Annotated in this window: 14 protein-coding genes; 8 read left to right on the top strand and 6 right to left on the bottom strand. The window is 37.5% G+C overall.

All coding sequences use genetic code 11. From position 1 onward, the window contains the following. The first annotated feature begins 5 nt into the window (after nt 1–5). The 4 genes from BLR86_RS04405 to ispG all read left to right on the top strand — a co-directional run bounded on the left by BLR86_RS04405 (nt 6) and on the right by ispG (nt 3,284). On the top strand, nt 6–701 hold the full coding sequence (locus BLR86_RS04405; protein WP_090758685.1) for a Crp/Fnr family transcriptional regulator: 696 nt from the start codon (nt 6–8) through the stop codon (nt 699–701). A gap of 166 nt (nt 702–867) precedes the next feature. After that, entirely contained in the window at nt 868–1,647 is a 780-nt protein-coding gene (locus tag BLR86_RS04410) for a DUF1189 domain-containing protein (RefSeq protein ID WP_090758688.1), read from the top strand. Nucleotides 1,648–1,735: 88 nt separating this feature from the next. Further along, a complete protein-coding gene (locus BLR86_RS04415; RefSeq protein ID WP_090758690.1) occupies nt 1,736–2,065 on the top strand; it encodes a hypothetical protein in 330 nt (109 codons plus the stop codon). A gap of 100 nt (nt 2,066–2,165) precedes the next feature. Beyond that, on the top strand, nt 2,166–3,284 hold the full coding sequence (gene ispG, locus BLR86_RS04420; protein WP_175492797.1) for a flavodoxin-dependent (E)-4-hydroxy-3-methylbut-2-enyl-diphosphate synthase: 1,119 nt from the start codon (nt 2,166–2,168) through the stop codon (nt 3,282–3,284). Nucleotides 3,285–3,351: 67 nt separating this feature from the next. Here the strand turns inward: ispG and BLR86_RS04425 are convergent, their stop codons facing one another. Continuing rightward, on the bottom strand, nt 3,352–3,720 hold the full coding sequence (locus BLR86_RS04425) for a hypothetical protein (RefSeq protein WP_090758694.1): 369 nt from the start codon (nt 3,718–3,720) through the stop codon (nt 3,352–3,354). A gap of 108 nt (nt 3,721–3,828) precedes the next feature. On the opposite strand from BLR86_RS04425, the gene BLR86_RS04430 reads away from it, so the two are divergent. Next, a complete protein-coding gene (locus BLR86_RS04430) occupies nt 3,829–4,392 on the top strand; it encodes a hypothetical protein (protein ID WP_090758696.1) in 564 nt (187 codons plus the stop codon). A 498-nt stretch (nt 4,393–4,890) separates the two neighbouring features. On the opposite strand, the gene BLR86_RS04435 is transcribed toward BLR86_RS04430, so the two are convergent. From BLR86_RS04435 to BLR86_RS04445, 3 genes are read right to left on the bottom strand one after another with little or no spacing between them, the layout of a single operon-like run. After that, on the bottom strand, nt 4,891–5,301 hold the full coding sequence (locus BLR86_RS04435) for a zinc uptake transcriptional repressor Zur (RefSeq protein WP_090758698.1): 411 nt from the start codon (nt 5,299–5,301) through the stop codon (nt 4,891–4,893). Further along, the gene (locus tag BLR86_RS04440) at nt 5,298–6,161 is read right to left on the bottom strand and encodes a metal ABC transporter permease (RefSeq protein WP_090758700.1); all 864 of its coding nucleotides are present in this window, start codon (nt 6,159–6,161) and stop codon (nt 5,298–5,300) included. The genes BLR86_RS04435 and BLR86_RS04440 overlap by 4 nt, the downstream gene beginning before the upstream one ends. Then, nucleotides 6,158–6,967, bottom strand: a complete 810-nt coding sequence (locus tag BLR86_RS04445) for a metal ABC transporter ATP-binding protein (protein ID WP_254782232.1) — start codon at nt 6,965–6,967, stop codon at nt 6,158–6,160. The genes BLR86_RS04440 and BLR86_RS04445 overlap by 4 nt, the downstream gene beginning before the upstream one ends. Before the next feature lie 141 nt (nt 6,968–7,108). Between BLR86_RS04445 and BLR86_RS04450 the strand changes: the two genes are divergently transcribed. Continuing rightward, a complete protein-coding gene (locus BLR86_RS04450) occupies nt 7,109–7,363 on the top strand; it encodes a DUF2624 domain-containing protein (RefSeq protein ID WP_090758704.1) in 255 nt (84 codons plus the stop codon). A 38-nt stretch (nt 7,364–7,401) separates the two neighbouring features. Here BLR86_RS04450 and BLR86_RS04455 read toward each other — a convergent pair whose 3' ends face one another. Next, complete coding sequence (locus BLR86_RS04455; protein ID WP_090758706.1) at nt 7,402–8,295, bottom strand: deoxyribonuclease IV; 894 nt, start codon at nt 8,293–8,295, stop codon at nt 7,402–7,404. 22 nt (nt 8,296–8,317) lie between these two features. Beyond that, nucleotides 8,318–9,628: a DEAD/DEAH box helicase gene (locus BLR86_RS04460; RefSeq protein ID WP_090758709.1), complete on the bottom strand. Its 1,311-nt coding sequence runs from the start codon at nt 9,626–9,628 to the stop codon at nt 8,318–8,320. 256 nt (nt 9,629–9,884) lie between these two features. Here BLR86_RS04460 and BLR86_RS04465 point away from each other — a divergent pair, with 256 nt between their 5' ends. Both BLR86_RS04465 and BLR86_RS04470 read left to right on the top strand, forming a co-directional pair. Continuing rightward, a complete protein-coding gene (locus BLR86_RS04465; RefSeq protein WP_254782233.1) occupies nt 9,885–10,556 on the top strand; it encodes a YqfQ family protein in 672 nt (223 codons plus the stop codon). A 348-nt stretch (nt 10,557–10,904) separates the two neighbouring features. After that, a complete protein-coding gene (locus BLR86_RS04470) occupies nt 10,905–11,843 on the top strand; it encodes a 4-hydroxy-3-methylbut-2-enyl diphosphate reductase (protein WP_090758711.1) in 939 nt (312 codons plus the stop codon). Nucleotides 11,844–11,874: the final 31 nt, after the last annotated feature.

Consider the following 11,874-nt stretch of genomic DNA (forward strand, 5'->3'; position numbering starts at 1 on the left):
GATATATGCTTAGAAACAGTTTTTCTATATATAATTTATTGAATCATTTTTTCCTTAAGCCAGAGCAGGTTCAGAAGGTTAAGGCCAAAACTGTTCTCTTTCAGGAGAAGGATTCCGTCGAGTTTGTTTATCTATTGCTAAGTGGTACAGTTGCTCTCGGGAGAGTTCATATGCGAGGGAAAGACTTTATCTTAAAAATGTTAAATAGTAATGAATTGATTGTTGAATATCAAATATTTAAACATAATCCCCATTATCAGTTTTATGCGAAGACCCTGGTTGATAGTGAGATTCTCGCCATTAAAAAAGATCAATTTGAAGAATTCATTATGAATGATCCCGATGCAATGAATGCTTTTGTGTCATGGCTAAGTACTAGTTACCTTAAAGCTCAAATGAAATGCCAAGACCTAATCATGAATGGTAAAAAGGGCGGCCTATACTCTATGTTGATCCGTCTATGTAATACGTATGGTATTAAGACTGATGAAGGCATTCTCATCGATTTGCCATTAACTCATCAGGATCTTGCCAATTTAACTTTCGGAACAAGAGAAGTCATTCAACGAGCATTAAAAGAACTGCGGGAAGAAGATGTAATTTCCTATGATCAGCAAAAATTTACGATTAAGAACTTAGGATATTTAAGAAAAGAAGTAGATTGCCAAAATTGTGCGTATGAAATATGTGGCGTGAATTAGTAGAAAAGCGGAAGCGCCCTGGTCAGCGGCGTAGGGCGCTGGAGCTGGACATTAAAGAACCCTCCTCACCAATAACTGGTGAGGAGGGTTCTTTAATTCATCATTCTTGTTAATATTAGGCCTAAAAGCTACAATAGAATAGTAAATCTTTATTAGGGTGGTATGTATGAATATTTTCAAACAGTTTTACAAAAGTACACATTCTCCAAAGGACATTGCCTCTTTTCGCTCTCAAGGTATCGGAAAAACGATCTTATATGTATTTCTACTTACGTTGTTATCGATTTTGCCCACCATTTATTATTTAAGTACAATGGTTACTTCTGGGATCGAAAGCACTAAATCTGTTATGAATGATGATATCCCGTCATTTACAATAGAAAATGGGACCCTATCTGCCGAAGCAGATGTACCTACTATTATTGATAAAGGAGATTTCTCCATAATTATCGATCCTACCGGTGTTATTACGAACGATGACTTAAAGGATGAAGTAAATGCCTTTGCCTTGCTTAAGAATGAATTTGCGGTAGCAACGGGAGGGCAAATTGATACCTATTCCTATTCCATGTTAGAAGGCTTTATGCTAACAAAAGAGGACTTAATTAATATGGTAGATAAAGTTGATGGAATGAAAGGTATTATTATTCCTAGTGTGTCTGCTTTTATTTTTCTTTTTTCAAGTGCAATAAGCTTCATTGAAATTTCCATTCTCGCTTGGATCGGAATAGTATTGAAAAATCTTGCAGGAAGAAATGTAAGTTATCGCCACTTATGGAGAATGGCTGCATATAGTGTAACGTTGCCAACAGTATTCTTTACCATTATGTCTGCATTAAATACAAACGTACCAAATAGTTTTGTTATCAATTGGTTTGTGGAAATTATCATCTTATTTTTAGCAATCAAAGAAATAACAAAGGAAAAAACAACGCTCGAGAACTAAACGCATCGATAAAGATGCGTTTTTTTGTTCTATAATGAAGTGGACAAGCATAGGAATGTACAAACATTCCCTTTTGGAGGCTTGGCAAATGAAAAGAATCTTTCTTTTTGTATTCGGACTACTTACGATCTATGTAATATATATTGATTTAACAGCTGGAACTTTACCAAAAGATGAAACTCAAACAGCAGTAAAAACAGCCGTAACAATGTCTAGCCCTAAGAATACTTTGGAAACGTTTGAAGCCGAGGTTGAACCTGGTGAGACATTAATTTCGATTGTAGAAAATCAAATAAAAAAGCCTTTACCCGTCTCAATCGATACATTAATTGAAGATTTCCAAAGTTTAAACCCAGGGCAAGCTCCAGAAAAAATTCAAATTGGTTCAACCTATCAATTTCCTGATTACTCAAAATAGAAAGACAAATCGTCTATCTTGTCAAGTTGAGTAAAGGACTGATAAAATGATAGGTGCGAGATTAAACTAACTAGTATTCGAATCCAATTTGAAGGAGCGAATTTCCTTGAGTGAAATTACACATCGTACAAAAACCCGTCCTGTCAAGGTTGGTAACTTAACGATTGGCGGCAGTAATGAATTATTTATACAAAGCATGACTACAACTAAAACACATGATGTTGAAGCAACTGTTGCAGAAATCAAACGTCTTGAGGAAGCAGGCTGCCAAATCGTTCGTGTTGCTTGTCCCGACGAACGCGCAGCAAATGCCATTCCAGAAATTAAGAAAAGGATTAACATTCCATTAGTAGTTGATATCCATTTTGATTATAAATTAGCGCTTAAAGCAATTGAAGGTGGCGCTGATAAAATCCGAATTAATCCAGGAAATATCGGTAAAAGAGAAAAAGTAGAAGCCGTCGTCAATGCTGCTAAAGAACGTGGTATTCCAATCCGTATTGGTGTAAATGCTGGATCGCTTGAAAAAAGAATTCTCGAGAAATATGGCTATCCTACTGCCGATGGAATGGTTGAAAGTGCCCTCCATCATATCAAGATCCTTGAGGATTTGGATTTCCATGATATTATTGTTTCCATGAAAGCCTCTGATGTAAACCTTGCAATTGAAGCCTATGAAAAAGCTTCAAAGGCATTTGACTATCCACTGCACCTAGGGATTACGGAATCAGGAACTCTTTTTGCAGGTACCGTTAAAAGTGCAGCTGGACTAGGAGCGATTATTAGCCAAGGCATCGGAAACACTCTTCGTATTTCTTTAAGTGCTGATCCAGTCGAAGAAGTAAAAGTTGCGAGGGAGCTCTTAAAGATTTTTGGACTTTCCTCAAACGCAGCTACGTTAATTTCATGCCCAACCTGTGGAAGGATCGAAATTGACCTAATAAGCATTGCAAATGATGTAGAAGAGTATATTTCGAAAATAAAAGCGCCAATTAAAGTAGCGGTTCTAGGCTGTGCCGTAAACGGCCCTGGTGAAGCACGGGAAGCCGACATTGGTATTGCTGGTGCTCGCGGTGAGGGATTGCTTTTCCGTAAAGGTGAGATCGTTCGTAAAGTACCTGAAGCCCAATTAGTCGATGAGTTAAAAAAAGAAATCGATCAACTTGCCGAGGAATACTTTCAGAAAAAGGCGTTAGAAGAAGCAGAAGCAACAAAATAAAGACATCAAGAAACCCGGTAACATATGGTTACCGGGTTTCTTTTTTCGCCCCTATATTCGCAAGCTGTTAAAAGAATGGCAGGATAAAGATACCGACAATGATCGAAAGGGCACCTATCCCAATTGCCCATGCACCAAGCCCTTCGGCTCCGCGACGTCTGGCAATAAATCCTATCACAATACCCGCTGCACCAAAAAGAATCGGCATTACAAACAGTGATAGTATAGAAAGAACTAAAGCAGCCCAACCCATTCCTGTGCCGCCTTCGGCTCTTTCTCGACTTTCCTCACGATCCCTTCTTTGAACTAAAGGAACAGGTGCTGCAATTTCAGCAGCTGTTTCTTCTCTATATTCTGAAGGGTAATCTGGAATATCTACATCAGTGTTTGGAGTTTGGAGAATTGAGCGCACTTTCGTGTGTTTTTCATCTTCCATCCGAATCCCTCACTTTCAGTAATAGGAGCATTAATTATTGTTTGTAACTTTCAGCTTTTTAGTATGGTAAAATAAAGTTAAAAACATGGCATATAAAGGTGATTACATATGACGAAAAGATTTGGAATCGATATTGACGGGACAGTTACATGTCCGTCAGCACTTGTACCTTTTATTAATAAAGGGTTTGGATTAAATCTAACCATTGCGGATATTAAAGATTATGATTTAAATAAGGCAGTAAAGGTATCAGAGGAAAAATTTTCAAAATGGTTTATTGAAAACGAACCCATTATGTATGAAGAATCTCCCCTTGCAGAGGGTGCAGACAAGATACTAAAGCAATGGCAAATAGACCATGAATTATTTTTCATAAGTGCAAGGGGTTCCCACCTGTTAGAAAATACCAAGAAATGGTTTAGTAAACAAGGCTTGTCTTACAACCATATCGAATTAATTGGATCTCATGACAAGGTTTCCTCTGCAAAGCATTATCAAGTTGATATTTTTCTCGAAGATAAGCATGACAATGCTGTCATGATTCATGAAGAATGCGACATACCGGTTCTTTTGTTTAATACCCCTTATAACCAGGACCCAATCCCAAAAGGTGTTATTCGTGTCAATAATTGGTTTGAGGCTAATCATTGGGTTAAAAATTGGCTAGGATAAAGAAAAACAGCATGGCTGCGTAAAATAAAGGGTTCCGTTTTCGGATGCTTCCGCACTTATCGGTTGGGGATCAGTTATACACCCGAGCTGATAAATAGCCGGATAAATGAGACTGTCGATTAACTCATTTAACCTTTTAGAAAACGAAGATTCCAACTATTTTTTGCTTAAATAGATATAAAAAACTATAAAAAGTAGCTAAAAAAGCAAATATTTGGTCACAATTTCATTAAATTGGGGTTGCTGAATTTCACTTGCCTAATTAATCGACAGTCTCTAAATTCCGCTTAATTAGTAATTATTAGTAAAAAGGGCTTAAATAGACGGAGAGATTCCGCCTATTGACTCGAAAAACGTGGAAATGAGGGATTTTACTTGGCATAACCGGAAAACCTCCCCTTATTTTCCTCAAAACGAGCTCTATTCTGCAGCTAACCGGAAACTCTCCGCTTATTTTATTCCTAATAAAGAAACTCGCCCTATGGCGAGTTTTACTTTTTATATACATTCTGGACAACGTCCATATATTTCAAATTTATGACCTGATACATCGTACCCTTTTAAATCCTCACTCAAATTGTTCATCGGACACGTTTCAATTTCTTTTGTCTTACCACAATCCATACAGATGAAGTGATGATGATGCTGGTGGCGTGAACAAGAAAAACGAAAATGCTTTTCACCAGACAGTTCAGTCATCTCAAGAATTCCCATTTTAACAAAAAGTGAAAGGTTTCGATATATGGTATCAAAACTCAACCCTGGATAGTCTTCCTTTAGCTCATCTAAGACATCCTTTGCCGTTAAATATTTATCACTGTCTGCAAATAATTGCAGCATATCTTCTCTTTTTCCTGTTTGTTTAAATCCATTTTCTTTTAAGTATTGAATCGCTTCATTTACATTCATCTTGCTACCCTCCCTTGTGAAACTTGATTCTTAATCATATATTTTTTATAAACAATTGAAAACACTAAAATAGCCACAGCGATCATTACAATCGTTCCACCCGGAGCAAGGTCGATATAATAAGACGTTAACAGTCCTCCCAGGACAGCTATTTCACCAAAAATGATCGACAAAAAGATTGTTTGTTTAAACCCTTTAGCAATACGGATACTTGCAGCTACTGGTAACGTCATTAACGAAGAAACAAGCATGATTCCGACAATACGCATCGAAGCAGCAATCACAAGTGCAACCATAATAATAAAAATAAAATGAATGCTCTTTGCTGCTATTCCAGAGGCTTTCGCATGTTCCTCATCAAAAGACAATAAAAATAGCTCTTTATACAATAAAATGACCGTAATGACCACTAGGATACTAATAATAAAAATAACCCATAAATCAGTCCGACTGACTGCAGAGACACTTCCAAACAAATAACCATACAAATCAGTATTGAACCCATCAGCGAGAGATATAAAGATAACCCCAAGGCCAATTCCACCGGAAAGGATGATTGGTATAGCAAGCTCTTGGTAATGTTTATAAACACCTCGAAGCTTTTCAATGAACAACGAGCCTCCAACTGAAAAGACCATCCCTAGGTAAAGTGGATTTAGTCCACTAAGGGCGACAAAATATTTTTCAAGAAGCAAACTAGCGGCAATTCCTGATAAAGTTACATGACTCAATGCATCTGCAATTAATGACAGTCTCCTGACAACAATGAAGACACCTAATAATGGGGCGAGAAAACCAATTAAGATTCCAGTAAGAAAGGCATTTTGTAAAAATTCATATTGAAATATCGCTTGAATCATTTAAAAACGCCTCCATAATCATGGTGATGAGCTAGAAGTTGAACATCCGTTCCATAGAAGTCAGACATTCCCTCATTTCGCTGCTTTTCAAATTCATGTGTATCACCATGAAAATGTAAATGTTTATTTAAACATGCCACATGAGTCACTTTATCTGAAATCGTTCCGATATCATGTGTAACTAAGAGAAGCGTAATTGCTCGGTTTTTATTTAGAGCTGCAAGCATATGATAAAAAGCATTTACATTTTCAGCGTCAACACCAACAGTTGGTTCATCCAATATCAATAGGTTAGGCTCACTTACAAGAGCACGGGCAATAAACACTCTTTGTTGCTGCCCTCCTGATAGCTCCCCGATATTTCGATTGCTAAACTGCCTCATTCCCACCGCTTCCAATGCATCATATACTTTTTGGCTATGCTCCTTTTTAAAAAAGTGAAACAAGCCAAGTTTCTTTGTCAAACCACTGGAAACCACTTCAAAGACGGTAGCTGGAAAACCGGTGTTAAAGGAATTAGCCTTTTGTGATACGTATCCGATTTGCTGCCAATCTTTAAATTTATTCAATTCCTGCCCAAATAAGCGTATTTCACCTTTTTGTGGTTTCAGAAGCCCCAAGATCAATTTTAACAATGTTGATTTCCCGGAACCGTTTGGTCCGACAATTGCAAGAAATGAACCAGTTGGAACAGTTAGATTAATATTATCAAGGACAGTGTCCTTTTCGTATCGATAAAAAAGTTGCTTAATGTCAATAATTGACTGCGATTCCATAACAATCTCACCTTTAATTTTAAGAATCATTCCGATTTAACTTAAAGTAGTATACAATATGAATTTCCTAATGTAAAGCTTTTTCCTTTACACATGTTTAAACTATCCCTATTACCACTTTTGTAACACTCTTATTTCCTCTTTCATACAGTAGATGAAGGAGTGATGAGTGTGAAAATTTTTGAAAATGTCATTAATCATAAAATTAATACCATTACTGGTGATGAACTATTGAAGTATGCAGACCAATTTAATATCAAAGTTAATAGGCAGCAAGCCTATAAAGTTGCACAATACTTAAGAGGAAAAAATGTTAATATTTTTGATGACCGCGAAAGATCGGCCTTAATTAAACAAATTGCTAAAATTGCAGGTCCTGAAACAGCAAGAGAGGTTAATAAGCTCTTTGTTCAGTTTACAAAATAAATCAAAAAGCTGTGCCTCGTTTGACGCACAGCTTTTTGTTACCCTTGAACGATTTTATCTAACAGATTTTCGTTAAATGTCTTCGCCCGGAGCATTTCAATTTCAAATAGGTATGGCGGTTTTTTATTATTCTTATCTTCACCAACATAGGGTGTCTCAAGAATTTTCGGTATATCAGACAACTGTGGATGATGTACGATATAATTAAGTGCCTTAAAGCCAATATGACCAAATCCAATATTTTCGTGACGGTCTTTTCTCATTCCTATTTCATTTTTACTATCATTTATATGAAGAACCTTTAATTTATCTATGCCTACAATTTTATCAAATTCATTTAATACACCATCAAAATCTTCAACGATATTGTAACCAGCATCATGTATATGACAGGTATCAAAACAAACGGATAGCTTATCACTGTAGTTAACACCATCAATAATCATCGCCAATTCCTCAAACGACTTACCACATTCAGACCCTTTACCAGCCATCGTTTCTAAAGCAATTTGCACCTGCTCTTTACCAGTCAAAACTTCATTTAAACCTTCGATGATTCTTTTAATACCCGCTTCTGAACCTGCCCCAACATGTGCACCTGGATGGAGAACAATTTGCTTCGCACCGATTGCCTCTGTTCTTTCAATTTCTGTACGAAGGAACCTTACACCTAATTCAAACGTATCGGGGTTTGTGGTATTGCCGATATTAATGATATATGGAGCATGGACAATTATATTAGATATGCCGTTCTCCTCCATATGTCTTCTTCCCGCTTCGATATTCAAATCTTCTATTTTTTTTCGTCTCGTATTTTGAGGTGCCCCGGTATAGACCATAAATGTATTCGCACCATATGAAACGGCTTCTTCACTCGCAGCCAGCAGCATTTTCGCACCGCTCATTGAAACATGTGAACCAATTTTCAACAAACCCTCTCTCTCCCTTCGAATCTTACTTCTTGTTTATTCTTCGTTGACGTTTTTTAATTTTGTCCATTTCCCATTGCATTTTCTTTTTATAGCCTGGTTTTACTTTTTGAGGTTTTTTAACCAACGATTTAGCAGTCTTTTCTGCTTCATCCTCTTTCCTTACACGGGTCTTTCTTTTGTTACGATCCTCTAATTCAACAAATTCCTCTTTTTTAATATCTACATACTTAAACTGAATTCCCATCTTTTCTAAGCGATTTAACGCATCCTCATCAGAATTATCATAAACAGTAAGCGCAATTCCAGAATTTCCAGCTCTAGCTGTCCTTCCCACTCTGTGGATGTAAAAGTCCAAGTCCGTAGGTAACTCATAGTTAATGATATGACTAATTCCTTCAATATCAATTCCTCTTGAAGCAAGATCAGTTGCTACAATATATTGAAATTCTAGATCTTGGATTTGCTTCATCATTTTTTTTCGTTCACGCGGGCTTAGATCCCCATGAACGCGAGCTACCTTTAATCCCTTTGCGATTAAAAAGTTGGCCACTTCCTCAGCCATTTTTTTTGTATTGGTAAAAACAATTGCTAAATATGGATTGTAATGAATGAGCATATCGTGAACAAGCTGTTTTTTATTTCGGTGTCTTGATGGCAGAAGATAATGTGTTAAATTCTCTGCTGTTTTTCTTTTCGAATCAATTTGAATGGTTTTAGGATTTTCCATATATTTTTTTAGAAAAGGTTTTAACTTTTCTGGTATGGTTGCAGAGAATACCAGCATTTGCAATTTCTCCGGCATTTTTGCAGCTACTTGATCTAGATCCTCAATAAAGCCCATATCAAGCATCATATCTGCTTCATCAACGACAAGAATATTCGACGTATGAACAAAAAGAGCTTGTTCAATCATTAGATCTTTAATTCTACCTGGTGTACCAACAACGATGTGTGGCTGCACCTTTAATTTATCAATCGTTCGTTGCTTGTCAGTTCCACCAATGTAGCATCTAGTCATGATTGCCTTATCAGGACTGCAATGCTCAGTTACTTTTAATATTTGATGATAGATTTGTGATGCAAGCTCTCTCGTTGGTGCAGTAATCACTGCTTGTACTTCTTTGCGCTCTGGATTAATTTTTTCTAGGATTGGTAAGACAAAAGCTAAAGTCTTTCCAGTACCAGTCTGTGATTGACCAATCGCACTTTCATTTTTTAGTACTAATGGAATCATCCGTTCTTGAATTTCAGTCGGTTCAACAAAGCCTAGTCCCTTAACTGCTTCTATAATAAAAGGTTGAAAATTAAAACGTTCAAAACGATTTTCCTTCATAATTATTGCTCCTCGTATATTAATAACGTACCGTTTATGGAGTAGTTTTCTTACCAAAGCAAGAGCTTCCACTTTTATTTCCATCATGTAATTATAGTCAAGATTCATTAAAATAACCAGTTATTATCATCTTTTACCTTTCAACTACTTTTAATCATGAAAATTAACTGTTTATCTTAAGGTTTATACCTAAACCAATTTTTAGCGATTTGCATACCATAAATTATAAGGTTTCTTTTGAGAGGAGAACATACGTATGTATACGAGACAGAGATATCCCCAACATGGACAAATGGGTCGACAAATGTTGATGGGTTCTGGGCCATTTGGAGGTCATCAACAACAGATGATGAACCCTTATGGTGGAAGGTCGATGGGATTACAGCAGGCCAATAACGGTGGCAGACCCTTAATGGGCCAAGGTATGGGAAGAGGACGAGGACGAGGACAAGGACAAGGAAGAAGAAATGGCGGCGGCTTACTATCCAAAATTCTAGGTGGGAAAAAGCAAGGCAATCAATCTGGTGGTTTTAAAGGTTTACAGACAGCGAGCCGCGCTGCTCCCAGTGGTACAGGAGGAGTTGGCTCCATCCTTCAAACACTTAGTAATCCTGGCAGTCTTACAGGATTTCTCAACAACACCCAACAGGTTTTGAATACAGTACAATCGTTTGGGCCAATGATTCAGCAGTATGGACCAATGGTTAAGAATCTCCCGATGATGTGGAAATTATATAAGGGCTTTAAAGACCTGCCAACAGAGGAAAAGCATGATGGAGACTCAACAGAAACTCCTAAAACGGCAGAAAACTCTGTTCCAGAATCCAAGCCTGTTAAGAGAACAAAAAAGATAAAAGAGCATGAATCAGAAAGCGATGGCGAAAGACATCGCGACAATCGATCTTCTATGCCAAAATTATACATTTAAGGGATGGATGCTGAATTTCAGCATCTTTATTTTTTGGCTGTGTTAAGGGATATTGTTGATTTTATAACCTGTTGATTTGAGCGGAGGGCGCTCGACTCCTGCGGGAGGACGGGGCTGGGGAGACCCCGCAGGCGCTTCAGCGCCGAGGAGGCTCCCCGGACCGCCCGCGGAAAGCGTAGCGCCTGGAGCTCAAATCAACAGTCAAGTTTAACACAGCTTTTTTAAAAAATATCATAGGAAATTTTTACAGAAATTTCATAGGAAAAATGTATCTTTGTGTTATTTCTATTAGTTTTATATAATAAATACATAGATTCAAAGTAAATGTTCCTTAGGAGGACTTTTAATATGCAAATTATCAAGATCTCACCACGCGGATACTGTTATGGTGTTGTTGATGCGATGGTTATTGCTAGAAATGCTGCTTTAGATAAATCATTACCACGCCCTATCTACATTTTAGGGATGATTGTCCATAATAAACACGTTACCGATGCTTTTGCCGAAGAAGGGATTATTACTCTTGATGGTAAAAATCGTAAGGACATACTAGATAAGGTGGATACAGGAACTGTTATTTTTACAGCACACGGTATTTCTCCAGAAGTAAGAGAACTGGCCAAAAATAAAGGCCTTGTTACAATTGACGCGACATGCCCGGATGTAACAAGAACCCATGATTTGATTGAAGAAAAAACAAGGCAAGGCTTTCAAGTCATTTACATCGGTAAAAAGGGCCACCCCGAGCCTGAAGGGGCTGTAGGTGTAGCTCCTGGTTCCGTCCATTTAGTTGAAACACCAAGCGATGTTGAAGCACTAACCATTACTAGTGATAAATTGATTGTTACCAATCAAACAACCATGAGCCAGTGGGATGTTGCTGATACAATGAAAAAGGTGCAGGAAAAATATCCTCACGCTGAAGCTTTTAATGAAATTTGCATGGCAACACAAGTGCGCCAAGAAGCTGTAGCAGGCCAAGCTACAGCAGCTGACGTGACAATCGTGGTTGGTGATCCAATGAGTAATAACTCCAATCGCCTCGCTCAAGTTTCAGAAGAAATTGCCGGTACTAAGGCATATCGCATTGCCGACATATCAGAATTAGAAATAGATTGGATTAAGGATGCAAAAAATGTGGCTGTCACATCTGGGGCCTCCACTCCAACACCAATCACAAAAGAAGTCATTACATTCATAGAGCAATTTGATCCAAATAATGAAGCAACATGGGAACGCCGTAAAAATGTTCCGTTAAATAAAATATTACCAAAGGTTAAAAAATAACCGGTCGCTTTGACCGGTTATTTCTGTTTTA

Source organism: Bacillus sp. OK048 (genome assembly GCF_900103525.1).
Taxonomy (GTDB): Bacteria; Bacillota; Bacilli; order Bacillales; family Cytobacillaceae; genus Neobacillus.

Coding starts and splice junctions, on each gene's coding strand:
- BLR86_RS04425 (WP_090758694.1), bottom strand. CDS start 3,720: ATGGAAGATGAAAAACACACGAAAGTGCGCTCAATTCTCCAAACTCCA.
- BLR86_RS04445 (WP_254782232.1), bottom strand. CDS start 6,967: ATGATTCTTAAAATTAAAGGTGAGATTGTTATGGAATCGCAGTCAATT.
- BLR86_RS04440 (WP_090758700.1), bottom strand. CDS start 6,161: ATGATTCAAGCGATATTTCAATATGAATTTTTACAAAATGCCTTTCTT.
- BLR86_RS04415 (WP_090758690.1), top strand. CDS start 1,736: ATGAAAAGAATCTTTCTTTTTGTATTCGGACTACTTACGATCTATGTA.
- BLR86_RS04470 (WP_090758711.1), top strand. CDS start 10,905: ATGCAAATTATCAAGATCTCACCACGCGGATACTGTTATGGTGTTGTT.
- BLR86_RS04465 (WP_254782233.1), top strand. CDS start 9,885: ATGTATACGAGACAGAGATATCCCCAACATGGACAAATGGGTCGACAA.
- BLR86_RS04430 (WP_090758696.1), top strand. CDS start 3,829: ATGACGAAAAGATTTGGAATCGATATTGACGGGACAGTTACATGTCCG.
- BLR86_RS04435 (WP_090758698.1), bottom strand. CDS start 5,301: ATGAATGTAAATGAAGCGATTCAATACTTAAAAGAAAATGGATTTAAA.
- BLR86_RS04410 (WP_090758688.1), top strand. CDS start 868: ATGAATATTTTCAAACAGTTTTACAAAAGTACACATTCTCCAAAGGAC.
- BLR86_RS04460 (WP_090758709.1), bottom strand. CDS start 9,628: ATGAAGGAAAATCGTTTTGAACGTTTTAATTTTCAACCTTTTATTATA.
- BLR86_RS04405 (WP_090758685.1), top strand. CDS start 6: ATGCTTAGAAACAGTTTTTCTATATATAATTTATTGAATCATTTTTTC.